We start from the raw sequence: 25,325 nt of genomic DNA on the forward strand, positions 1-25,325 counted from the left end.
CTTTGCTTGTATGTGGGAGCGGGCTTGCTCGCGAATGCGGTGTGTCAGCCAAGCAGTATGCTGAAAGTGATTCCGTCTTCGCGAGCAAGCCCGCTCCCACAGTGTTTTGTGTTTAGCCAAATTTATTGAGTCCGAACCCAAGGAAACCGTATGAGCCTGTCACTCCTGAGCCGCTACGCCTTCTTTGCCGTCTGCGTGATTTTCACCTTCGCCAGCCTGCCATTTCTTGACTATGACTGGGTCTGGCCGATCACCGCCGTCACCGGTGTCCTCAGTCTGGTCGGTCTGTTTGATCTGCTGCAAGTTCCCCACGCGGTGCGCCGTAATTACCCGATCCTCGGCAATATCCGCTATCTGGTCGAAGGCATCCGCCCGGAAATCCGCCAGTACCTGCTCGAATCCGACAGCGACGCCCTGCCCTTCTCCCGGGCCCAGCGTTCGCTGGTCTATTCCCGGGCCAAGAATGAAACCGCCGACAAACCCTTCGGCACGCTGATTGACGTGTATCAATCGGGTTTCGAATTCATCGGCCATTCCATGCGCCCGGCTCCGTTGAGCGACCCGAGCAGTTTCCGCGTGACGGTCGGCGGCCCGCAGTGCACCCAGCCGTATTCGGCGTCGGTGTTCAACATTTCAGCCATGAGCTTCGGCTCGCTCAGCGCCAACGCCATCCGCGCCTTGAACCAGGGCGCCAAGCTAGGCAATTTCGCCCATGACACCGGCGAAGGCAGCATCAGCCCCTATCACCGGGAACACGGTGGCGACCTGACCTGGGAACTGGGCAGCGGCTATTTCGGTTGCCGCACCAGCGACGGGCGTTTCGACCCGGAACGCTTCGCGGCGCAAGCGCAAACGCCACAGGTGCGGATGATCGAAATCAAGATGAGCCAAGGCGCAAAACCGGGCCACGGCGGGATCCTGCCCAAACACAAGGTCACCAAAGAGATCGCCGAAACCCGCGGCATCCTGATGGGCGAAGACTGCGTGTCACCGTCGCGTCACAGCGCGTTTTCCACGCCCATCGAAATGATGCATTTCATCGCGCAACTGCGTGAACTGTCCGGTGGCAAACCGGTGGGGTTCAAGTTCTGCCTCGGCCATCCGTGGGAGTTCATGGGCATTGCCAAGGCCATGCTCGAGACTGGCATCCTCCCGGACTTCATCGTGGTGGATGGCAAGGAAGGTGGCACCGGCGCGGCGCCTGTGGAGTTCACCGACCACATCGGCGTGCCGATGCGCGAGGGCTTGTTGTTCGTGCACAACACCCTGGTGGGCCTGAACCTGCGGGACAAGATCAAACTCGGCGCCAGCGGCAAGATTGTCAGCGCGTTCGACATCGCCAGTGTGCTGGCCATCGGCGCCGACTGGGCCAACTCGGCGCGCGGCTTCATGTTCGCCATCGTTTTAACCCCTTTACTACTTGAACTATTTTGCTTTACTCAGAGAAACCAGAATACTGAACTTGATTGTCTGCAAGCCTAAAAACCGCTCGTCGTCCTCATCTTCCTCTCATTTGACACTCGTCCTAGTGACCGCTAAACCATTATGAACCCCAACTAATATACTGGTGGGCTTCATGATGCGTCGTACCGTCCACTCCATAATTGAGATACCTATCGCCGAAGGGGCGAAAGGCAGCAGTGTTCCGATACTTATTCTCGAAAACAGCGAAATAAGCCTGTTATGTCTCGCTTGGGCGCGAGATCTAATGATTAGTGAGGAGAACAGTCCTCCTGCCTTATACCAAGCCATCCAAGGAGTTGGCTTGTTCTATGACTTCTATATTCTATGTGAAAAAAGGCGTCCTTTATCTGCCGAAAACGTTAGCTGGATGTTGAGCAGATTCCTAGAAGCTCGCGAGCACGGCAATGAACTTCTTAATTGGGCTGCAGTCGGGCGAAAAACCGCTAGAAATGACGTGATACGAATAAGCTCGTTCAGTTTGTTTTGCGCAAACAACTTTAATCATTTCCCGATCAATACCCGTGAAAAAATGTTAATTAAGGATATGAGCTTTCAGGATCGTGCAACTTATTACAAAACTTTAGCTATTAGAGAAAAATGGGATCCACTATCACACTTAATACCTACGACTTCTATAGGAAAAGGCATCGTTAACGCATCATCTTTCAAAATTAGGAGCAGATCGCCAAGTCGCACTCATATCTACGACTTTTTTCCGCCCGAAAAAGTTTGGGCACTTATCAACGCAACCCCATCAACTCGTGACAAATTGTTTTTCATACTACTATTCTTTGGAGCTACGAGGGAGTCCGAACCCTTACACTTATTCGTCACTGACGTAAAAGTATTATCCAACGGTAGCGCCAGGGTAGTATTAGCAGATCCTATTGAAGCTCCTTACAATTGGGATGACACATTTCTAGGAAAACGTCACGGCACTCGGGCATTGTTTCTGAACGAGCGATACAGACTCGCCCCACGCAACAACCTAGGGGTAACCCATCCTTTGCGATCAGGGTGGAAGGGCATGGAATACAGCGCCCCTAAACGCAAAGAGGCAGAAATCGATTGGCTTGTCCCCGGAGTCGATAAGCTTTTTGCTCATCTACACAAACGATATATGAAAACCATTCGAAGATATGTGGAGGATACGCATCCCTACTACTTTGTTAACGAAAAAGATGGCGCTGACTTCGGAAAGCCTGTGAAGTTATCGAATATGATAAAGGCGTTTTATAGAGCCGCGAAACGCGTTGGGCTAGAGCCGTCAGATCAAGGAGTTAACCCTCATGGGGCTCGGCATTTTTTTGGTCATTTCTGTGCTTCCTATCTGAGACTTCCAATCGAAACGACGAAAATCATGATGAGACACGTAAGCTTACAATCTACCGAAGTTTATTATTCTCTGAGCATGGCCGTCGTCCGTGAAGATCTAAAAAAAGCACATGCGCGTATTTCTGAAGAGCTTCCTCAGTTCTGCGCCGAGGCACAGAAAGCATTGAAAAGGGAATCGAGCCATGACGATCGAGCATTTTAAAGCACCTGCCTCTGGTCGGATCATCTCTTTGAACGGCAGCTTGTCGGAAATCGAAATTCTTGAAGAAATAACTGTAGCCGAAATGAAAGAAATGATTTTTCGTTACGAGAAAACCAGAATTGAAGAACATTGGAAATCGAAGTTTCTCCTAACGAAAGAAGAAGGAAATTTCATAGTAGCATTCCAACCAATTATCCAGGCCACCTCGACAGGGCCAGCCCACCTACAAACGAAAGCCCTTCAAGAAGCACTAAAAACCAATGTACGTGGGCGAGAACTCATGGCCTTGATGCACTCATTGAGCGTGGCGGAACAGAAGAAAGTCACAACTTCCATGCTACCTGGTACACGAAACGAACTTCTTAGAGTAGCATCACGCCCAAACGAAATACTTGCTCCTGACTATCACTCTAAACTAGAGCAGTCAGCTAGTGTTGAATACTTCATAAAAAATTTAGGACGGGAACTGGTCAGTGGTAACCTTTATAAAGCATATAATCGCAACTTTGAATTACTGACGATGATGTGGGCAAAAAACTGGTTATTGTTCCCTCAAATGGTTTTTGACTGGCATGGAACGTCTTTATACAGCACTTTGACCAACCCTATTTATGGAGGAGAAAAAAGCTCACTAATTCTGTCAACTTATGCAGCACCAAAGAAAAAAGGAGGTGACAAGGGTTTTACGCATGCCTGCACCTTTTTTGCCACAACTGATGTCAACACCCATCAAGATTTTTCTGAAGACCTCATAAGGCGGTTCGAGGAGATCTGTATCGCACAAATAGAGCTTCAGTACCCTCCCGAAACAAGATACTCAGCTTTTTCGACGTTTCGTGGAAAAGCTCGATCTGTAGCTTTATGGCTGCTACAGACGATGAATAATATGAATCCTGAACACAGTATCGAACTTAAGAGACCGAAGAGAAATGATGTAGCTGATGAGGAGCGGCGCTTCGATGGGCGATTTCGATGGCTTGAGACAAAACGTCCAGAACTGAGCCTTTGGGCAGAGTTATTCGCACTTTTTGTTCAGTCCAGAGAGACAGCTAGAATCTCGAGCATTGTAGATCGGCTAAATACTTTCGGTGATTTTCTATGCACGCTAAATTCGCCGCCCCAAAAGCCGTGGCTTGTCGATCGGCGGACTCATATTAACGATGTAACGCGAATAAACCTCAAAACATACCGGCAACACCTGATTGACACCATCACGAGCAAGAGGAGGAGAAACGACAACATTACTACGATGCGCAAATTTTTTGACTGGCTGCGCGACTATCTAATCGCCAATGGCATGGAGGCAGATAGTAAATTTCCGGATCCTCTAAACGACTCGGACAGATTTGGAGGTGAGACAACAGCATCTAAAACATACAGAGACTCCTTACCCCCATACATCATCAATGAAATCAAGTCAGTCCTGATCGGAGATGATTTTGCATTTCCAAAAACTTATTTCAGATCAATGGTTCAAGTGAGGGATCAGTTCACCGGGCTTAGCGTTAAAGTTTTCGATCCTGGGCTTTGTATTTGTCTTTACACATTGGTAGACACGCCAATCAGAAGCCACCAAGCCCGATGGCTGGACTCAGGCCAGCTGGACGAATTCGTGTATAACGGACAGAAGCTTGTACTTAATTCTTATGAATTCGCAATTCCCGGTCGCAGAGAAGGAGCCTTAAAACTTGAACATGATAGCTTGAGGGCCGATACTTGGCTAGCCTTATGGATAAACACCAACAAAACAGCCTCTTATGATAGTAAAATAATTGGATATGCTATCCCGTATGTCTCCCCGTCCCTTGCCGGCTTATTGCAACAGCAAAGTGAGTGGCAAAACAATTATCTCCCTCCGCTGCGGGAGCCTCTTTCTTATTTCCATTATCAACAGGACTCTCGAGAACGTGAACGCCCGATCGGGGTTCATCGCCCGACTGTATGCCCACTTTTTCGGGATCCCAACTCGGCAGATCAAAGTCGCCCAATCGAATACTCCCGTTTAGCACGATTTTACACTGCCGTATTAGAACAGACCCAAAAAAATATTAAGCGCAAATATGGCCAATCGTTAAAACTTGTTACTTTCCCCAGCAAGGGAAGTCCCAAATGGGCGGTGGACTTACATTCGCTACGCGTAAGCGGCGTTACGAATCTCATTGAGGCTGGAGTACCACTCGAAGTAGTACAGCAATTTGTAACTGGCCACCACACTTTAGTTATGCTGCTTCACTATTTGAAATATTCTCCAGCGAAACTTCGTCAATTTATGGAGGATGCATACGAGCGAATGAAAAGTGATATCGACTTTATAGGGTCAGAGGCGTTCCTCGAGTCATTGGACGAATTCGCTCCCTTTCTCCTTGGGCAGGAAGGGGCTGGAGGTAGTGCAGGGCTTACAGCGCTCAAAGAGAGAGACGGCATTTTGACCATTACCTCTGATGGTATCTGCCCTGGGACTTCCTGCAGCAATGGCGGCGCACTGGAAAGCATTTCACAGGACAAGTATGGCCCAGTACCTGGTGGCAAGCGCTGTGGTTTATGTCGCTTCTGGCTGACCGGGCCCGCTCATCTCCTCGGCCAAGTTACAGCGGTTAACAACTTGGCGTTCACCATCCGAAAAAAAGGACTCGAAATAGCCACACTAAACGATGCGTGCCTCGATGCCGAGGATGAAGGCAACACCCGAAAAGCACGAGAAATTCGTGACCGAATAGATCTGCTCAATCGCGAGTTGGACATTGACATTAATGAATGGGCAGCTAGATACAGATACGCAGAGCACTCTATCGTACTTATGGACGATTATCTCGCTACAAAGAACCGGATCATTACAACCGATGCTGCGTTGCCAGTACCTATTTTGACTTCTAGTCCAGCTCACGAGCTTAAGCTGACACTTGAGCAAGCTCATGAGTTTGCTCTTCTCGACCAAATTACTCAGATGAGCTTATTCACCACGGGCTTTACCAATAGGGAGGCCGAGCTGGAGAAAAATACCATTCTATCTAAGATGATGGTGGCGAACGGGATGAAGCCATTCTTGCTGACATTAACGACCGAACAGGCGCATGAAGCGGCAAATATGTTATCCGCGCTAATACTCCAGCAAGTGAATACTCAGGAGCTGGACGAAATTTTGAACGGGACTCTTCCTTTGGACAGGTATCCAAATCTGGAGAGTGCATTTAGGTTGTTGGAAAACAGTGCTAATAGGGAGGCGTTGAACAAGCCGGGAGAAATGAATCGCTTGGCGTCGCTCATTATGCCTCAAGATTTCCAAGATAGCGGGAAGGATGATGACAATGAAGAGGAGCTCTTTGGATGAGCCAGAGTGAAACGGTAGCAAAGGTCTGGCAAGAGTTGATGCAGAACTCGACGAATCCCAGGCAGCAACAATCTCTTGAGCGAATAAAAAGGGCTTGCGACTACCTTGAAGAGCAAGGCCTGAAAATCAGTGCGGGATCCGTCGAGCGCTACTGTACAGATCATGACTGGGATGGCCCCAAGGCTCAGTCCATTAGGAACTCACCTGTTCTCAAAAAGCTCCTCGAGCTTAGACAATCATCCCAGATTTTGAGGCGAGATCGAAAAGCGAATAAGCCGATGATGCTTATTCCTGATGAAACGGTGCGAGCCTACGTCGCGATGCTTGAAGAGGAGCGTGACCAAGCTATCGCAGATCGGACGCGCATCATGGAAGGGCTGCGCAGTATCCCAGGAGTACCTGTTGATAATTTCCTCCGCGTTGGATTTGGTGGTGTCGCAATATCCGCCCCTCCGGCTAAGGCAAAACCTGAGATTTCTCCAACATTGAGAGAGGCAGTATGCCGACTGTTGAATCCAACGCTTTTGGCAGACTGTGGTATGAGCCTCGAAAGAGAGCGACTAAGGCAAAAAACCACCAATAACATTCTGCTGGAGAAGCAGCATGTCACGGCACTTCGGATCCTAGTCAGTGCTGATGACGATAAAGATGTGAGGTAGCGACTTCATCTGCGCAAATCTGCACTAGTTTTCAGTTCACCGCTTTCAGTTTTCCGGAGACGATCATGGCGAACGGCAAGCAGCTGGCAGAACAAAATCTCGCTATTTTCATCGGTTGGGTCGCAAGCAAGAACGACACGGATTTCCGAAAGATTATCGCTCGGGGCGTGCTTTCAAGAACTGAGATCGCCCGTGAGTGCGGCTTTGCCAAGTCAGCTCTAAACCAGAATCCACGCATCAAGAACTCTTTACACGCCCTTGAGGAACAGTTGCGCGCTCGCGCTGTACTACCCCCGCGCGCTCCACTTCCCGACACGGAAGTAAAAGGTGGAGCAGAAACTTGTAGAAGCGAAATGAGCGTGGCCGATCAGAATAAAGCAGAACGTGCTGCTATCGAAGGTCGAGAGTCAGAGCTACTGCACAGGTTGCAGTTAGAGAACGCCAATCAAAAAGCTGAGATCACCGAACTACGACGCCGGCTGTCTAAGTACGAATCCTTGCACCAGGCGCTGGCATCAACCGGACGTGTGCCGCGATGAACGGGCAATCATCCGGCGAGCAAACATCCCGTCACCAAGTTCCCCGTCCGCCCCAGAATCAGCGGCTCATCCGCGTGCTCTCCATTCGCTGCGACAATCCTCTTGGTTACGGTGGCTGCATCTTTTTCGGCATCGAGATCGATGAACGCGGAAGCCCATCGCCGTCCCCAAACCAATTCGTGGTGGTCGCTCGTAGCAAACTTTTAAAGGATGTGTCGGTTGAAGTGGGCCAATGGTGGCGCGTCAGCGGCGAAGCCAATCCCTACACCCGAGTAGTTAACGGTTTCCGGGTCGTCGAGCAACAGATCGATGCTGAAGATCTACAGATGACGCTGCCGACAGGGCACCACATTATTTCGCTGCTTGCCGAGGGTGGACGTTTCGCAAGTATTGGCAATGCGAAAGCCACGCGGCTCTGGGAGACATTCGGAGCAACGCTCACGGAAATTCTCGATCGAGGTGATACCACCGCACTTGCGACCGTACAAGGAGTAAGTCCTGAGAGCGCTCAGACTATGGTCGAGGCTTGGCACTCCTATCGGGAGACTCCCACGCTCCACTGGTTGCACAAGCATGGATTTAATGTTGCTCTTGGAAAAAAAATTATTGAATATTTCGGCACCCAAACGTCGAGCCTAATAGAGGAAGACCCCTACCGGCTCCTATCGTTTCTCGCGAGTTGGAGCACAACGGATAGTTTCGCCAGGACTCAATTCGGAGTGGCTGATGACGACCCACGTCGGCTGCAGGCAGCGATTGAGGAAGCACTTTATAGGCTTTTCGCGGATGGACACACCGCCGCTACACGGCAGATGGTAATGGCGCGACTCTCCTCAATTCTGGGTGACCAGACATCTATTTTTCAATGGCGTCCGCTGGCAATCAAAGCGTTGGAATCTGGTCTCAACAACGGTAGTTATCTTGTCGACGACGCAGAGCAGCTTCACCAGATTGGCGCTTACGTGATGGAGTCCGCTGTCTCCAAGACACTTTTAACTCACCTTTCTCGTGATCATAAACAGCTTCAGTTAGACGCTGCCGGCATCGATGCGATCATCAACGGATTCGAAATTGATGAGCAATTACTACTCACCGACGAGCAACGCCAGGCGATCCACATGGCAGCCAATAATTCCTTGGCACTGATTACGGGCGGCGCAGGGACTGGCAAGACCGTCGTTCTGAAAGCGCTGTACCGCGTGTACGACCAGATGCATTTGAGGATTATCCAGGGGGCAGTCGCAGGCCTCGCTGCAAAACGTATGTATGAGGCAACAAACAGACCAGCAGCGACAATCGCAAGCTTACTGCTAAATGTCAAAGATCAAGACCTGGTAGATCCATGTGTTCTAGTTCTCGATGAAGCAAGCATGGTGGACATCATCACCATGTATCGAATCGTAAATTTGCTACCCGATCATGCTCGAATACTCATGGTAGGAGACCCACATCAGCTCATGCCTGTAGGCCCTGGCCTCGTTTTACATGCGTTGGTCAACGTTCCTCAAATTCCAAATACTGAGCTTAAAGTTGTAAAGCGCCATGGTGGTTCTATAGCTAGCACTGCGGCCTCAATACGCGAAGGTGTATGGCCAGAAATGTCCGCAGAGGAATCACAGATGTTCGCCTTTTTACCAATTCAGAAGAACGCCGTCTATTCAACGAATTCCAGCAACTGCAAAATCGACGAATTCCAAGGGCAAACAATTGCCTCCGAGGTATTGAGGTTATATTTGCAGGCCCCTGACATCACGCAGATTCTGAGTCCCCGGAAGAAGGGGGACGAAGGCGTTCACGCGTTGAACAAGCTTTGCCAGTGTAGCGTCGCACCAAACGCACCGAATCTCATGGTCTGGAGTAAAGAGTTCGATTGCTTGGTTGAAACTAAATTCCGCTTGGGTGACCCCGTTGTATGCCTGCGCAATCTGTGGAACGTGAGTCTCCAAAATGGATCGCTTGGGCGGGTCACTCAAATTGAACACACTCCTCTGGCGCTTCGCGACGACGAGGGTCGCACCATCGGCTACGCGATAGCATGGGTTGACTGGGACGACGGTATTCGCCGACCAGTAACAGAGGATCTTCTCAACGATTTGGACTTGGCTTACGCCCTCACTGTGCATAAAGCACAGGGGTCGCAATGGCCACGAGTGATTGTCTCGATTACTGGGAATCGTTACCTGGATCGAAGCTTGATTTACACTGCGATCACAAGAGCGCAACAACAGGTGCTGCTCGTAGGTGATGAGGCTGCAGCACGCAGAGCTGTACAAGCACTGCCGCACTTAGATCAAAGATGCACCGGTGTCCTGTCCATGCTGACCTCAATCGACACTTCGGTCGAGCTACCCTCCGACGACTCCACTACTATTTCCAGGTAATCCGCCTGAAGCTGAGCCCAAGGGCCAGAAATCACACTTCCTAAAATAGCTTTAGCTCTCCTGCCCTGTAGGCCGCCTCGTGAGTCCACGCACCGCGACGGAGCTGTTCCTGTCGGCCTATTATGTAATTGGGGGTGTGAACAGCTCGAATAGGTGCACTCTAAATCGTGGATCGAATAGGCGAGCTCACTGAGGCTTGGCATAGCGGAAAATAATGATGATTGACGCGAACCGACATTGGCCAATGGGACACCAAACATGGACAAGGGAATCGAATTCGTGAACAACACCTACGTCGCCCAAGCCAAAGCCCATCTGTCTGCGATTGGCGTACACCAGCTTTCGGAAGGGGTATGGGCGTTCACGGATGTTCACACTGCCAGCCAAGCCTACATCCACCACTCACTTCAACCCCTCGCCCTGGCTGCCTACGCGGTAGTGAACCCAACATTCGCTGCTGGCCGTTTTCCCAACATCTCGGCAACTGGGTCAATTCGGCGTCAGCTCCAAAAACCAGTTCCATCATGTAGCGTCTTTACCCGGCTCTTTAACCTCCAAGGCCTGCCGGGCTAGCTCTGCCTCCTGAACCTCCCTAACTTCCTTCAGCATCGCAGCACACGGGCCTAGTTCAACCGTGACGTCATCATCAGCGGGTTTGAGGTCGAACGCTTCCCCTGGGAAAAACGATCGAAACTTCCTCATGGCATTCTGGAGCAACTCGACACCGTCAACATAATCACCACTGTACCTACCGGATTTTGAGTTGATCTGCCAGGCGTTACTTCCTGCTTTCCAGAGCTCGCCAGCGATACGGGCTGGCTTGAAACCAGTGATGCTTGGATGCCCACATTTCTCCGGTCTGCCGTCTATGTCCACGATGTGTTCTTTACCAACGATCAGCGCGCCGTCATGAGCAATCGCCCAGATTAAGTAATCAGTGGATTTCCGGTTGAACGAGTTATGTAGCTGTACCAGACGCTTCCCAGGAGCATCATAGAGCGGTTTCGAAGTGTTGGGATTGTGAAAGATTTCACCACCCTGCACCTCGAGCGCCTTCAAATAAAGCGGGGCCCTTACCTCTCCGTAGCTCTCATTCAGATATGTCTCCATCGACTCATCCTCCTCCACCAAGCGGCGCAGGAAAGACTGGAAGAACGTACCATGCCCCTCTGTCTTCAATAGATCGGCGTGGATGATCAAGTATCTCAAGTAAGGCTCAGCCAAAAGCACGTCGTCGAGATAGACAGCGGTGACAGCATCTCCTTGAGGAATGTCGGTAGCGTCAATGAGCACCTTGAAGGCTGGCTCGCCCTCATGAAAAAACTGCGCTACCCATTGGAATCGTGCAAAGCCCTGGGTCAAAAATCCGACCTTCAGCTTTCGCCATTCGCGTTGCCGACTGTCAGAGAGCTGGTATTCATTCGCCGGGTCACTGATTCCCTTGTCGAAAGGCAATTTTGTCTGACGTATCTCTTGCCGAAGGCTAGAAATCTCGCGCAATCGAATCTGGAAGGACAGATTGTCCAGGTTCAAATAATGTCCTGGAGAGATTCTCAGGGCATGAACAATTGCGTCACAGGTGCCACGTGCGTAATCGAACGGCAACCGAGTTTTCTGATCGGTAAGCGCTATCAGTACACTGGGGACGATCAATTCTGAAGGTTTGCTCCAGTTCCCGTCCTTGTCCATTGACTGGATACCGAGGGCCCACTGAGCTGGGATAGCCTCATGAGGCAAATAGTCAGCGGTAGATACGATCTTAGCTCTGGTGTATGGGCCGTAGCGATCATCGTGAACATACAAAACTTCTTCCGCATCCGATTTGTACCCCAAGATGCAGATCGCGTGTCCACCCCTGTAGGTAAGACCCGCCCGCTTCGCTCGTCCTTTAGGCTTTATAGCAAAAACGTCACCCACGAATATCATGGGCAAATGACTTTCTATGTGGCCTATGACCGTCGAAACGAATCTGTGCTGATCGACACGCTGTATGCTCTCGAGATGATGACGAAGCCCTTCGGCGTCGATTGATCGAAGAATCTCTTCAGTGCTTAGGTCAGTGTTAGGAAAGCTGTTGGACGAACCTTGTCCGTCATTCAACGCATTCATCGTAATTTCACTGCACGATCGAATGCTTCGTACACTACGCCAATTGAGCGCATGGAATGCAGCCCAGATTGCCGTGGTGGCACAGGCGGCTACGACCTTATCCTGTTCCTGAAACGCTATCGAGTCGACACTCAGTTTGATACCAAAGAGGTCGACCTCATACGGGCGATGAAGCCTGCGCTTTCGTCCTGGTGCTGCGACCTCGTCATCCATCACCTTGAGACACGTCTTGCCAATGAATGTCTTGGGGAGCGGCTTGATGACCATGAACCCAAGGTAAGACGATTTCATTTGGTCGACGATGGCTTGAGAGTTTTCCTCCCCCTCCAACACCGAGCTAATGCATCGGTGGTCAATGGTGTTGGCGAAGAAGTGCATTCGCGCGCAATGATGCCCGTCGTTGCGATATCGCTTGGCGTAATACCGGGTAAAATCCTCCAAGAAGTCCTTGTCGATGTAATCGAACTCAAGCAAAACGCTTTTGGCCCCCAAGCGTTTTAAGTAGTTGTAGGCGTACCCAACCTGAGCTTTCCCCAGGATGTCAGGGAATTGGGCGCCGAAGCACTCTCGCACCAGGTTCGTCATCGTTTCCTGTGCGAATTGGGATACTAGATAAGGAATCATCGGCCAAAAAAAAGCAGCCATGAGGCTGCTTTCCTAAAAAGGGGTGGTTAAAGGCTGCAGGTTTTAGCCAGCTGCTCGCGGGTCACTGCCTTGGCAGCAACGCGGCATTCAAACGCACGATCAGCTTCGTCGAGCTGACGGCGCACCTGTTTGAAATGCTCCTTCACGGCGCGATCAAACCTGTTCTCATCAGGGCGGGAGGCGGACATTAGTGCTTTCAGGCTCATGGTCTTCTCGTCAAAAATGCACGTAGGTACAGCGTAGCAATGGTACTTCGCTTGAGGCAACGGCAACGAAAGGTGTTACGAAACAGGATGTGTGCCGATTCGGTTCGAGGCTGAATCTCACACCAGTCGTTCATTCTATAGCCAGCGTTCGGGCTTTTCACTAGCTATTTCTCGCTTGCAGCCGTTTTTTCACGAACGGTGTTATCTCACGCTTCACTCACTCCAATTGAGACCACCGGCTAGCCAATTGGTTTACCGCTACTAGAATCACCGACTTCTACGGTGGATTAGATTGCGTTGCAACCAGTTAATCGGCCTGTAACGGCATTTATTGAGCGCTCGCCACTATGGTAGTACATCTAAGCGGGATCGTCGTGGCAACGGCGTGGACGATAGAAATCGGAACGCATCGCCAATCGTCGGGAATTCGACGGATCGGATCTAGGCTAGATGCTTCCGATCTGTTCGGCTAAAGGAGTCGCAAGCACAACTCTCCCGCAGCGCAAGAAGCTCATCATGCTGATCCCTCCTTAGGTAAGAAGGGCATTCCTCGCAGATAGGTAAGCCCAAGCAACCGTGCACTGTACTCATGCTGCCAATGTCATAGATCGCCAGAGTAATGACCAGGCTGCAGGTCAGTGCCCGTAACGGCCCCAAGTGTTCAGATGCGTCCAGCCCGCGGATTGCTTGGCCTCGGGCACAAGGTTTGGATGACACTCAATTAGGCTGGAGCCACATCCCCTGGCTTCGCTTTGCATGAAAATCTTTTACCTCATTCCACGTCATCTTGATCGCGATGTTCATTGCAGACGACTCATCTAGGACATAAACCTCAACTTCAGGATCACTGATAGGAGAAAGGAGCCTAAAAGGCTCTACCAATCGGCCACTACCCACCATTCCATTTTGGCTGAAAATGATGGCTGGACAATGATCCCCACTCTCAAACAGTGCCCTTATTCCTCCCTTCAGCCACTCCCAATCGACCGATATGGGAAAAGGGGGACGGGTGGTGTGGAGGACAACCGGAATTATGGAGTCTGCACCTTTAACTATACTGTCCGGAAACGCCGCCAGTAGCTCTTTGGTAGGAATGGTATCGATCACCTTACTCACTTCTTGCGCATCGCTTAGCATGATCTCAGAGCCTAGATATGATTCCATGAACCCTATGAAGTGAAGGAAACCAGAAGCCTGAAACATTTTGCCTTGGCTGCCCTCTGCCCGAGACAGTAAACCTTTGACCATATCGCGGATGATCGAGGCTGCCGCCTCCGACTCATTCGGATCAGCTCGTCCGATGGACTGGGCATCCAGCAGGCTAAAAAGCCAGACATGCCGATAACCTAGATCAAAGCATGCTTGGTGAAATGGATGCCGCGTACTGATGAGATCCGAGCTTACCCATTGGGCTAGCTGTACCGTGGCCTCCACACGCTTCGCCGGATCCCTTGAAAGCATTGGCATTGGGGTTACGACCTCTTCAGTGATGTCGTACATTTGCTTCATCTCTATCGCGAAGCGCAGGGCCTCCAATTGAGCCCACTCCACCAAAGGCTCGTACTTCGCTGCTAACTCCTTATCAGGAGCTGTATTGAAAGCAGCGACCAAGAGATCCCCGAGCACGCGACCAGTCAAAAACGCATCGCTGCACTTGATCACTCCTCCCGGAAACGGAGTCCCAAGCGAAAGATTGGCCACCAAGGTCATCGCAACTGCAGGATCTGTCCAATCCAGCTGATTAAGTCCCACAAATGGCATGTAGTTCTCACGGACAGCCGGATTGCAGACAAACTCTCGGGCATGCTGTCCGAGGCTACCCCAAAAATCGAATCTCGTTGGTACGGCTCTGTGGCGATATTGTTGGGTCTTCAACTGCCAATGGAAATCTGCGCCAAACTCAGGATCAAAATGCTCTTTAAGTATTGGGAATGCTGCATTGGCGATGTCATAGACAGTCGTAGGTGTCTGCCCTAAAAGGTCATCTCTACGCTCATGAAGAAACGTCGTAGCTTCCGATTCTCGCTGCGGCAATCCGTGGTCTCGGCACCACGCATGCATTGCATAAGGATCAATGGCAGCTAACGTGATACACCAACGGCCACGTCCAAAGCCATTGACGTCACGCCAAAGCATCATGAAGCCATGCGACCCCGCCCTGTCCCCGGCACGTGCAATTACATCCATGGCGGTAAGTACGACCCTCGGAGGCCAGGACACATCATCTTCATTGTCTCCAGCGAGATCGATATCGTCTTGCTCGGCTTCCAGATCATCAATACCTTTGTAAGCCAGATAAAGATCAATTGAAGGGAGCGCTTCGGCGGGAAGATTGATACTTCCGGTTAAATGCCAAGCCTCAGGCAGGTGCGCTATCAGGCCAAATCCAGATTCACCGTTGGTCAACTTGAGTGCCAAGCACTGCTTACCCGACCAGGCGTTCATGCTACCCACGGCATGGACGAGCAGCGTCGCCCAGTCAGCCGCAACGACCACGAAGCAAACGTCGAAATTACCCAAGAAGGGGAGCATATTTCGAAGCTCTTGCTCATACCCTGCAAGCTCAGTAACTGTTTGCCGCTCAGTTTCGCTAGCCCGCTTGACCTCAAAAACCACCAGTGTTTTCGTCTCAGGATTGAAACAGAGAATGTCAGGACGCAGCACCTCCCCAGTAGTGACTGAGATGCTGGTATTGATCGAGATGATGTCCAGTAGGCTCAAGCGACTTAGAACGTGGCCTGCTGCCTCAGCAGAGGCTCGTCGGGAGATGTAATCGATACCAAAGGACGGAAGGAAATACTCTTGGGGAGCAGTGTCAGTTAAGGAGGTGATCGCATCTCTCCCTTGGATCGAGTCGAGCAACTCCTCTTTCTCGATGAGCTGTATTAGCCAGGAAACGACCTCAGATTCAGGGGAAAACTTGACCTTTGACATATACCTTCTCTGTGTTGGTGGCAGACGATCCGTGCACAAAGGCGCTTGGGGCGATCATTTAGGTTAGTTCAAGGTACCCAAAAAGAAGCTTATTGATCGCCAAGCTTGATACCGAGCTGCCCTTACAACCTGATTTCGTAAAAATCCTCCCTTTGCCCCCACCGTCAATGCCAGTAATTTCCAATGTATTGCGGTTTTTAGCACTCGATCACAGCCAGGAAATTGGGTATCAATAGGCCATTAGGTTCACATTTGTCTTAACCGCAGAAGTACGCTTAAACCTGGGCAGTGAATAGTCCAGGCTATGGAAGCCCTGACCAAGGATTAGAGATGCCGGCTATCACCAAACTGATGCTCCAGAACTTCAAGCAATTTCCTACTCTCGAGATGGATTTTGACCCAGGTACGAATGTGCTCATCGGGGATAACGAGACGGGTAAAAGCACCGTGTTGCTCGCGATTGATCTAGTGAACAGCGCTAGTCGTAGCCGCGTCGAGACTCTTGGGCTAGAAGCGATCATTAACCGGCAAGCAGTCCTAGCCTTCCTTGAAAGCGAGAAAAAAATCTCAGACTTGCCGGTCGTGATGGTCGACGTTTTCCTGCAGGAAGGAGATCAACCGTACTTGAATGGTCGACAGAATCAGATAGGTGATGATTATGACGGCATACGGATGAGAATCTCCGTTCCAGACGACTACCATCTCGCGATCAAACAGATGTTAGAGAACGATCCTCAAAATTTCCCTTTTGAATACTATTCCGTCACGTTCCACACTTTTTCCGGAGACCCACTCAACAGCTACCGACGCCCACTGAAGCACCTTCATCTGGACAGTTCGCGGATCGACAGTGAATACGCCGCCAGGGAATACACACGAGCGGTCTTCGGCCTCCATGCAGAGATTGCCGAGAGACATCGACTCGAGAACCTTTACAGGAGGGGCAAGGAGGGCTTCCGGGACAAACAGCTGAGTGAGCTCAATAAGAAGCTCCCACCCTATGAGTTCGGAATCCGCAGTAGCACCCGGGCGAGTTTAGAAACGGATTTGGTGATTACCCAGGATGGGATATCGATTGAAAATCGAGGCAAGGGCGCACAGTGCTTTATCAAAACTGAGTTCGCTTTAGGTCGACGCGATGTGCAAGGAGGTCTTGATGTGTTGCTGCTTGAGGAGCCTGAGAATCACCTCAGCCATTCCAACATGAAAAGGTTGGTCGAACGACTTGCTCACACTGGATCAACACAGCTTTTCATCGCCACCCACAGCAGCCACATCTGCTCCAGGCTCGATCTCCGTAACGCACTACTGCTCGGTACTCTTCAAAATACGGGTCAACTGAAGGCACTTTCTCCTAAGACCGCAGGTTTTTTTATGAAAGCGCCGGACAACAATGTGCTGGAGTTTGCCCTTTCGAAGAAGGTCATCTTGGTCGAGGGTGACGCTGAGTTCATCCTGATGGAAGAACTGTACAAACGCATCTCTGGTGGGTGCACACCACAAGCCGACCATGTTCACATCATTTCGATTGGCGGCACTAGCTTCAAGCGCTACCTAGAGCTCGCAAAGCTTTTAAACATTAAAGTCGCAGCGATCAGGGACAACGACAAAAATTATGAACAGAACTGCGTAGAAAATTACGAAGGGCACACCTCCGACAACGCCAAAATTTTCTCTGACAAGGATGGCAAGCGCTACACCTTCGAAGTCGGTTTGTACCTGGACAACAAGGAAATCTGCGACGAGCTCTTCGGCGAGGATCGAAAGACCCTGAGTGTTCAAGACTACATGCTGAAGAACAAGGCAGAGGCGGCCTTCGCGTTGCTTGAGGGCAATCATCAAAACCTAACTGCTCCAAGCTATATCAAGGAGGCAGTAGCATGGATAAGAGGGTGATTTTTGCGGTAGCTGGCTCTGGGAAAACTAGCGAGATCATCAACAGACTGAACGCAGGCAAGCGTGCCATCCTTATTACTTACACTGAAAACAACTACAAGCATCTCCGAAACAAGGTCATGGAGAAATTTGGGAACATGCCTAGGCATATCAGCGTCATGACCTATTTTTCGTTTTTGCATGGCTTTTGTTACCGCCCATTGCTCCAACAGAAAATGAAAACTAAAGGTCTCTATCTCAAGCTGCCTGCAGAATCGGTAACACGGGCCAGAGACAAAATGTCTCACTACCGCCACTCCAGTGGACGGCTCTATTTCAACAGGCTGGCGAAATTTCTCGATCAAACTAAGTCATACGACGACGTCATAAAACGCTTGGAGCGGTTCTACGATCAGATCTTCGTCGATGAAGTTCAGGATTTTGCCGCGAACGACTTCAATTTTTTGATGGCCCTATCTCCTGCCAAGACAGAAATGCTTTTAGTTGGGGACTTTTACCAACATACATTCGACACCAGTCGAGATGGGAACATTAACTGCAGCCTTCATAAAGACATAGCAAAATACGAAAAACGGTTTACGACTGCTGGCTACAAAGTCGACAAGGAAACGCTCAAGGCAAGCTGGAGATGCGGAACAACAGTTTGCGACTTCATCAGAGCGAACCTCAAAATCGAAATCTACCCAGTCAATGATAGGCAAACCGGAATAATAAAAATTCAAGATCAAGCCTCTGCCGATTTGATTCGCAGCGACAACAGTATTGTAAAACTATTCTACGATACACATCACCGCTACGAATGCCATTCAAATAACTGGGGGGCATGCAAGGGTCTAGATCACTACGAGGACGTTTGCATCATCCTGAGCAAAATCCAGTGGCAGCAATACCAAAATGGGCAGCTGTATAAAATGAAGCCTAGAACCAAAAACAAACTCTATGTGGCGTGCACTCGTGCGCGCGGCAAGATCTACTTCGCGCCCGAGCATTTTTTTGCGGAGCGCAAAAAAAATTGAGTCCCTCTGCAACGGAGTTTCTATGCCTTCAATGACGCCCTCCGAGTACGCAATGCAACTTCGAACTGACGGCGGCCCGTTCGTTATATTTGAATTACTGGACGGTAATAAAAATATTATTACTGGGAGATCTGAGAAAGATCTGGAGCGCGCTGAGACTTCTAAAGTCTATTATCGTGATGTGCCGACCTACAACGGGAGCGAACTCCCCTGGCTGCTTCTTATCGAAGCACAAAGGGACATAATTATAACCTATCCTCTACAAGCCAGAATTGGAAAGCAAGACTATGGAGAACCAAAATATAATCAAATAACCACAATTGCTTTCGACGATAACGCCTCAGGAAATTTACCTTTTGAAGAGGATGGTCTTGAAGAGTTACTTAGAAAACTTCCTAGGGGTTTTATAAAAGACTGGCGATTTGGATTAGGCATACTCTACGACTACAGGTATATACCCAACGCCATTGAGGAAATGGATGAAATCACCACCATCATGGTCATAAGCGGTGATCAACCTTACCCAACGGAGACTGAAGGCGATGTGTTTTTTCTAGGAGAGAAAAGATTTGAAAACCTGAGAGTAAAAATAGATCAGCTTGATGGTAAATACAGTCGCGAGCGTAGGAACGATATGCAACTACTTTGCTATTCGTCGCTGCTGCATGAATCCCTGCCCAATAAATACCCTGCGAAAGCAAGAAAGCTTCCCCCTGACCTCTTGGCCGAACTGGTGGCTTTGGGAAGCTCCAGCCCTCCCTTAACCAAACGTGATCGTAAAACTGTGGTTGATCTGGTGGAGAAGAATCTTCCTCCCCTTGCCAAGGACGAACGGAAGACACTCTACAAGCTCAAATCCGACATTGAACTCGTCACCTTAAGTGAGCTAATCACCGTTTATGAAAAATTACTTGAAGGGAATAGCAATGAAGAGCGGTGGCAGCAATTCTTGTCTGAAAACGTATTTATCTTGGACTTGGCTTTTGGCTACCCAGTTAAGATGATAGGGGAAAAACCGTATGTTGGTGGTAAAGGATTTAATGGCCAAGGTGGTCAGTTTAGCGACTTCGTGATGGCATCAGAATCTACCTCCAGCCTAGCAATTATCGAAATCAAGGCACCGTCAAAAGAACTGTTATCCGCGACTGAATATCGCACAACCGTATATGCACCATCAAGGGAGCTAAGCGGATCAGTGAGTCAGGCACTAAGCCAGAGAATTTCTCTTCAACATAATTTCTTTTCATTAGCTAATAAACTCACAGAGCGTGTGAATGCGGTCACTGTACCTATAGTCATCATCATAGGAAGAAATCCAATTGAAGAGCAAAAACGAATCTCGTTTGAGTGCTACCGAAATAGTCTACGGGATGTATTTATCATTACGTTTGATGAACTTTTGCTGCGCTTGAAGAGTATCTACAGAGCGCTGCAGCCATCGCTCTTGTAGGCCACTGACGGGTGCGCTGTGTCGAACACTCCGGCCATCAGGCTCCAAGCGACTGACACCACGCATAGGTTGTAGACCGAAATCCAAACATAGAAAGTGCGGGCCAAGCGATGACTCGAGCGCAAAATGATTTGAACACAACCTCCCCTCTTACCGCCCGCGAGGTCTGCCAGATGCTGACGGACGTCGCACTCGGTAAACGCATCATGACGCGAAGCTCCACGCAGTCCTGGAGCGAGATTTATCACGGCCTCATGCCCGTGGAGATTGATGACTGGGCACTCACCCTCTTCAATGACTGTGACACCCTGGACTACTGCGAGTACTGCAGGTCGCCTGATGGCCGAGTCGGGACTCTTGAACTCTGGCAGCGCGACGGAGCAGATCCTGTCGCGCTATTGAGCGCCTTGGAGCGAGAACAGCTTGAGCGACTGCTCGCTGGGCTCTGATCATGCATGCAAAACGGCAGGAGAATGTTTGGCCACTTCAGTCATCTCGAAATCTGCATCCAAGACTGGAGCTATGACATCATTTTCATCACAGACGATTGCCTCCAAGCCTTGGTAGGCTTACCAGGATTTTTACCCTGCAATCCGGGTAACTGCCAATCTGCGATGCAACTACAAATATGAACGGCCCTGCCCTTACTACCTGCTCAATGTACCAATCGCGTAGCGAGTGCCTGGCTTCCCAATAGGAGTAACAAATTGCTGAACCGTCCCGACAAAGACGCGCTCCGTGCAATGCTGGAATCGCAAGTTCAAGAAAAGCTGCAGCACGATCCAGACGCGGTAACGACCTATGCGGCCCAGCCTTTACCTGACCGAAAACCGTATACCAGCAAACCCACGGTTCAGGACAAGGCATTTCACAAAGAGCTCGAGCAGATGCGTGCAGACGCCGAAGCTGGAGTGATACATACGCCTAAGCGCGAACCGGAGGACGGAGGCGCTCCTAGCCTTAGACTTGATGATTATCCGGATCTGTAAACGTGCCACTGAGAATCTACAGGCGGGAACGGGCTTGCCGACTCGTAGCAACGGAGACCACCTGTGAAAAAGCCACCTATGAAAATCATCATCGAAGAATGGGATGGTGACGGTGCGATTCGAATTCCGGACGAAGCGCTGCAGGAGCTCGAACTGGATGTCGGCGACGCTCTGTACCTGATAGAAGAGTTTGTCGGCAACACGCGCTGCCTTGTCCTATCAAAAAAGCCTCAAATCACGGATCGGATTGACGAGCTCACTGAAGCCTGGGATAACGCACGGTTTGGTAACGTCCCGGAGAAATAAGCAGCTGCGATGCGTAGTGGTGGGCCAAATGTGGAGTGACTCGCTCAAGGCATGTGAAGACTTGGGGTCGAGCCGGGCTTAAGCCCGAGGAGCGATAGCCGTAGTTGCTTTAGCTCCACAGCCTAACAAGTCGCCTATCGAATCTCACACACGAACTCCCCACTGCAGTCGGCAGATAAAATCGAGCACAGCGTTCGTCTCCACTCTCGTCCTTAACATCTCCAGTGGGCGCTTTGAACCGAGTCCTCGAGTCGGCGAGCTCATCCATTCCGTTGCAGCGGTGACGTCATCCTCGAACTGGGTTAAGGCGTTCTCAAAGACAGCAATCAATGCGACCAAGCGCTCGCTTTCAACGGTACTGAAGCGTCCTGTGTTTGCCCTACGCGCCAATGATGCCGGGGATACGCCGATGGCCTGAGAAATGACCTTTCGCTCGAACTGCAGATGCTCGCGATCAGATTGAGATACTCGAAAGGAAGGCCTCGGTGTATGAGGTCATGAAGGGTTGTGCCGTGCGAGGTCAGCCCTAAGGTTGACCAAATGTTTCCAGGAGCTGGCGGGCCCGGCAGGTACTCTTTGATCGATGACAGCATCTGTCCCTCCATCAGAAAAACCTAAAGCTTAGCCTCGCCCTGCTGGCCCGAAACATCGACTATAGGAAAAATGGCTCAACACGGCACCTGCTGCTGTACCGTCGTTCCTGCGATGAGAAGCACGACGCACCGTCATAAATTGTCTCAGCTTAAGCCCGCCCCGTTCTTGAAATCGTCTTGTTTTGCCGGTACTTCTAAGTCACCAATGTCATGCACGGAAAGCAATCATGCACCCAAGATTCAGAGTGATTGAGACCACCACACTGGGCGATGGCAGCAAGCGATATAGGGTCGTTGATCTTGTAGAGGGAGGGTCAGCCAGCAAGCATGGCGTGTTCAAAGTCAGGACGGAGGCAGACGCTGTTTGCTCGACATTGAATGCTGAGCACCCGAGGCAGTTGGCAGTGCGTGATGCTGCACTGTATGGCACCTACTGAGCTGGTACAGTTGATTTAGCTATAGGGAGCGTTGCCAAGTGGGAGATCTGATTGGTGAGTTGGATGGTCAGCTCCTTGATGGATTAGAGTTTTGTGCCAAAGCCTATACATTGTTCGAGGTGCTGAGAGCAGAACCAGGTGGCATAGAGCGCCTAAGACTTAGATCAGGCAAGGATGAGAAACGTCTTCTAGACGAGATTTTACCAATCTGCCGATACGTCCAGACCTACTACAGGCCGGGACGCTACATTTCCGTTCGTTGGGTCAACGGAAGACAGTCCTACGATGCTGAATTAACCCAGTCCGGAGACTACGTCACTCACGGGTACTACGAGCAGAAAGCCTTTCTCGAAATCACTAGCGCGATGCATCCAAACGAGCATTGGACATGGAAGCTTTTGAACCAAGGAAAAACAGTTTTTGCACCCGAAGGAGTCGATGCAAAAAGAGGAACACCTCTTACGTCGGAACCAGTGGTTTTCACCGACCGCGAGCATGTACTTGGATTCGCTCCTTTTGTCGTTTCTTCTATCAGAAGAAAAATGGAAATTTCGTATCCAGAAAATACGTCGCTGGTCGTTCATTGCCATCTAAACAACTTGTACGTGCCTAGCGATTGGCAATCACTCGTCACTGAAGTAGAGCGTACAGTTGTCGCAACGCCATTTTGCGAGGTGCTACTTATCGATAGCCTTACGCAGCGTGCGACTCCATTGGCGTTGCAGGCACTTTGATTCCAGCTTTCTTATCTTCAGTCTTTCCCCTGCTACGCTGACCTCTTCCACGGAGGAATCACGATGTCGAACGCAGACCTGCTCCCTTCCCTTCTCTTCAAAATCAATCAGAACCAACTCGCCCTCGAAGCCGCGATCATGGAGCTCACGCTCTGGGTCGAGCAGCGTGGATCAGCAGAGGTCGCCGGCAACGTTCGTGGTGCTTTGGACACAATCAGCAAAAATGAAGAGTTCATCAACCTGACGTTAGCGGTGCTCATGACGCCTGAGTGAGTAACTCTCGAGCTTATAGACTAGCCGCGCTCCGTTAGCCCGAAGGAACGACCTACCCATTCTCGCCGCTTCATACCGCAGCTTAGCTACGAGCAAGCGATGACTCGAAAGCAAAATGAGTTGAACACAAGCTCCTCTCTCTCCGCCCACGAGGTCTGCCAGGTGCTGAAGGACGTCGCGCTCGGCAAACGCATCATGATGCGCAGCTCTATTCAGTCATGGAATGAGATTTACCACGGCCTCATGCCTGTGGATATTGATGGCTGGGTGCTCACCTTCTTCAATGACTGTGACCCCCTGGACTACTGCGAGTACTGCAGGTCGCCTGATGGCCGAGTCGGTACGCTTGAACTCTGGCGGCGCGACGGTGCCGATCCTGTCGAGCTAATGAGCGCCTGGGAGCGAGAACAGCTTGAGCGACTGCTTGCTGGGCTCTGAGCATGTAACCAAAACGGCAGGTAAATGTTTGGCCACCTCAGTCTTCTCGAAATCTGCATCCAACACTGGAGCTATGTCATCATTTTCATCACAGACGATTGCCGCCAAGCCTTGGTAGGCTTACCAGGATTTTTAACCTGCGATCCGGGTAACTGCCAATCTGCGATGCAACCACAAATATAAACGGCCCTGCCCCCACCAACTGCTCAATGTACCAATCGAATAGCTAGTGCTTGGCTTCCGAATAGGAATAACAAAATGCTTAACCGTCCCGACAAAGACGCGCTCCGTGCACTGCTGGAGTCGCAAGTCCAAGAGAAACTAAAGCACGACCCAGACGCGGTAACGACCTATGCGGCCCAGCCTGTACCAGACCGAAAACCGTACGCCAGCAAACCCACGGTTCAGGACAAGGCATTTCACAAAGAGCTCGAGCAGATGCGTGCAGACGCCGAAGCTGGGGTGATACATACGCCTAAGCGCGAACCGGGGGACGGAGGCGCTCCTAGCCTCAAGCTTGATGATTATCCGGATCTGTAAACGTGCCACTGAGAATTTACGGCCGAGTACACAGCGTCGCCGACACTTGCCCAGGAGCTTACTTCTGGTTAGGGGCTGATTGTGAACAACATTCAACTCCGCTTCATAATCCCCATTACGATTTTAATGATGGACTTAATCCATTAGGGGTACGTTTATTTACAGATTTGGTGACATCCCACTCTGAGAGCTATTCAGCAACGAGATAATTTTTCTGAATCTGTAGGTGCTGAAGCAAAGGCGGCCCGCTCCTATAAACGCCTATGAAGTGTCGCGATAGCAGTCGTCTCCGATACGAGCAGCAAAGAGTTTGGGGCGTCACGCAACACCGTCTTAGGCGTGTATCTCATTGAATCTCGATGGGCACCGCAAACGTGCGTTTATTATTCTGCATAGCAACAAATGTTTTGAATTGTTTGATATTACCGAAGAAAAACAACTCTCTGGTGAGTTGCTCATATTCACTCATATCCCTCACGTTCATCACAAGTAAAAAATCGAAATCGCCCGTGACGTAATAGACTTGCTGGACTTGCGGACAACTAGTAAATCGTTTCTTTATCTCATCCAGAAGATCGAGCCGTTCATTCTCTAGCTTGACTTCAACAATGATGGTGATCGGCCTACCCACGAGCGCGGGGTCTACGATACTAACGTTGAATTGTATAACGCCTGCTGACTCCAGAGCGGCAATACGCCTATTGACGGCAGAGGGTGAGAGGTTCACCTCTTCGGCCAACTCTCTCTGAGAAATGCGATTGTTGACCTGAAGCAGGTTAAGGATTTTCCGGTCGTAGCTGTCAAGGTTCATTGGGAATTCATCTCTCACAGGACGCAGCCATTACAACAGA

The 25,325-nt window shown here is 50.3% G+C and carries 20 protein-coding genes and 1 pseudogene; 16 read left to right on the plus strand and 5 right to left on the minus strand.

The features are described 5' to 3' along the window. Positions 1-150: 150 nt before the first annotated feature. The 6 genes and pseudogenes from ABIA48_RS09200 to ABIA48_RS09225 form a co-directional block, all read left to right on the plus strand. Positions 151-1,401, plus strand: a pseudogene (locus tag ABIA48_RS09200) (FMN-binding glutamate synthase family protein); the annotation flags it as partial. Positions 1,402-1,576: 175 nt separating this feature from the next. Then, on the plus strand, positions 1,577-3,001 hold the full coding sequence (locus ABIA48_RS09205) for a hypothetical protein (RefSeq protein ID WP_429488075.1): 1,425 nt from the start codon (positions 1,577-1,579) through the stop codon (positions 2,999-3,001). Beyond that, positions 2,982-6,329, plus strand: a complete 3,348-nt coding sequence (locus ABIA48_RS09210) for a VPA1269 family protein (protein WP_429488077.1) — start codon at positions 2,982-2,984, stop codon at positions 6,327-6,329. The genes ABIA48_RS09205 and ABIA48_RS09210 overlap by 20 nt, the downstream gene beginning before the upstream one ends. Continuing rightward, positions 6,326-6,988, plus strand: a complete 663-nt coding sequence (locus ABIA48_RS09215) for a hypothetical protein (RefSeq protein WP_429488079.1) — start codon at positions 6,326-6,328, stop codon at positions 6,986-6,988. Before ABIA48_RS09210 ends, ABIA48_RS09215 begins: the two co-directional genes overlap by 4 nt. Before the next feature lie 65 nt (positions 6,989-7,053). Then, complete coding sequence (locus tag ABIA48_RS09220; RefSeq protein WP_429488081.1) at positions 7,054-7,527, plus strand: VPA1267 family protein; 474 nt, start codon at positions 7,054-7,056, stop codon at positions 7,525-7,527. Beyond that, positions 7,524-9,908, plus strand: a complete 2,385-nt coding sequence (locus ABIA48_RS09225; protein ID WP_429488083.1) for an AAA family ATPase — start codon at positions 7,524-7,526, stop codon at positions 9,906-9,908. The genes ABIA48_RS09220 and ABIA48_RS09225 overlap by 4 nt, the downstream gene beginning before the upstream one ends. A gap of 522 nt (positions 9,909-10,430) precedes the next feature. On the opposite strand, the gene ABIA48_RS09230 is transcribed toward ABIA48_RS09225, so the two are convergent. The 3 genes from ABIA48_RS09230 to ABIA48_RS09240 form a co-directional block, all read right to left on the minus strand. Continuing rightward, complete coding sequence (locus ABIA48_RS09230; protein ID WP_429488085.1) at positions 10,431-12,662, minus strand: hypothetical protein; 2,232 nt, start codon at positions 12,660-12,662, stop codon at positions 10,431-10,433. Positions 12,663-12,688: 26 nt separating this feature from the next. Further along, positions 12,689-12,868: a hypothetical protein gene (locus ABIA48_RS09235; protein WP_429488087.1), complete on the minus strand. Its 180-nt coding sequence runs from the start codon at positions 12,866-12,868 to the stop codon at positions 12,689-12,691. A 717-nt stretch (positions 12,869-13,585) separates the two neighbouring features. Then, entirely contained in the window at positions 13,586-15,802 is a 2,217-nt protein-coding gene (locus ABIA48_RS09240) for a hypothetical protein (RefSeq protein ID WP_429488088.1), read from the minus strand. Between the two features lie 330 nt (positions 15,803-16,132). Between ABIA48_RS09240 and ABIA48_RS09245 the strand changes: the two genes are divergently transcribed. From ABIA48_RS09245 to ABIA48_RS09270, 6 genes are all read left to right on the plus strand, one after another. After that, positions 16,133-17,698, plus strand: coding sequence for an ATP-dependent nuclease (locus tag ABIA48_RS09245; protein WP_429488090.1), 1,566 nt, complete (start codon positions 16,133-16,135; stop codon positions 17,696-17,698). Next, positions 17,683-18,714, plus strand: coding sequence for an AAA family ATPase (locus ABIA48_RS09250; RefSeq protein WP_429488092.1), 1,032 nt, complete (start codon positions 17,683-17,685; stop codon positions 18,712-18,714). The genes ABIA48_RS09245 and ABIA48_RS09250 overlap by 16 nt, the downstream gene beginning before the upstream one ends. Positions 18,715-18,766: 52 nt before the next feature. After that, entirely contained in the window at positions 18,767-20,164 is a 1,398-nt protein-coding gene (locus tag ABIA48_RS09255) for a Shedu immune nuclease family protein (RefSeq protein WP_429488094.1), read from the plus strand. A gap of 110 nt (positions 20,165-20,274) precedes the next feature. Continuing rightward, a complete protein-coding gene (locus ABIA48_RS09260; protein WP_429488096.1) occupies positions 20,275-20,613 on the plus strand; it encodes a DUF7693 family protein in 339 nt (112 codons plus the stop codon). A gap of 258 nt (positions 20,614-20,871) precedes the next feature. Next, positions 20,872-21,153: a hypothetical protein gene (locus ABIA48_RS09265; RefSeq protein ID WP_429488098.1), complete on the plus strand. Its 282-nt coding sequence runs from the start codon at positions 20,872-20,874 to the stop codon at positions 21,151-21,153. 78 nt (positions 21,154-21,231) lie between these two features. Continuing rightward, complete coding sequence (locus ABIA48_RS09270; RefSeq protein WP_429488100.1) at positions 21,232-21,459, plus strand: AbrB/MazE/SpoVT family DNA-binding domain-containing protein; 228 nt, start codon at positions 21,232-21,234, stop codon at positions 21,457-21,459. A gap of 144 nt (positions 21,460-21,603) precedes the next feature. On the opposite strand, the gene ABIA48_RS09275 is transcribed toward ABIA48_RS09270, so the two are convergent. Next, the gene (locus ABIA48_RS09275) at positions 21,604-21,849 is read right to left on the minus strand and encodes an antitoxin Xre/MbcA/ParS toxin-binding domain-containing protein (RefSeq protein WP_429488102.1); all 246 of its coding nucleotides are present in this window, start codon (positions 21,847-21,849) and stop codon (positions 21,604-21,606) included. Between the two features lie 678 nt (positions 21,850-22,527). Between ABIA48_RS09275 and ABIA48_RS09280 the strand changes: the two genes are divergently transcribed. From ABIA48_RS09280 to ABIA48_RS09295, 4 genes are all read left to right on the plus strand, one after another. Continuing rightward, the gene (locus ABIA48_RS09280) at positions 22,528-23,223 is read left to right on the plus strand and encodes a hypothetical protein (RefSeq protein WP_429488104.1); all 696 of its coding nucleotides are present in this window, start codon (positions 22,528-22,530) and stop codon (positions 23,221-23,223) included. 63 nt (positions 23,224-23,286) lie between these two features. Next, entirely contained in the window at positions 23,287-23,496 is a 210-nt protein-coding gene (locus ABIA48_RS09285; protein WP_429488105.1) for a hypothetical protein, read from the plus strand. A 99-nt stretch (positions 23,497-23,595) separates the two neighbouring features. Further along, positions 23,596-23,934 carry a DUF7693 family protein gene (locus ABIA48_RS09290; RefSeq protein ID WP_429488107.1) on the plus strand — a complete coding sequence of 113 codons (339 nt, stop codon included), beginning with the start codon at positions 23,596-23,598 and terminating at the stop codon, positions 23,932-23,934. 258 nt (positions 23,935-24,192) lie between these two features. Next, complete coding sequence (locus ABIA48_RS09295; RefSeq protein WP_429488109.1) at positions 24,193-24,474, plus strand: hypothetical protein; 282 nt, start codon at positions 24,193-24,195, stop codon at positions 24,472-24,474. 346 nt (positions 24,475-24,820) lie between these two features. Here ABIA48_RS09295 and ABIA48_RS09300 read toward each other — a convergent pair whose 3' ends face one another. Then, complete coding sequence (locus tag ABIA48_RS09300) at positions 24,821-25,285, minus strand: Lrp/AsnC family transcriptional regulator (protein ID WP_429488111.1); 465 nt, start codon at positions 25,283-25,285, stop codon at positions 24,821-24,823. Between the last annotated feature and the right edge of the window lie 40 nt (positions 25,286-25,325).

The organism is Pseudomonas sp. S30_BP2TU TE3576, from assembly GCF_050436025.1.
GTDB lineage: Bacteria > Pseudomonadota > Gammaproteobacteria > Pseudomonadales > Pseudomonadaceae > Aquipseudomonas.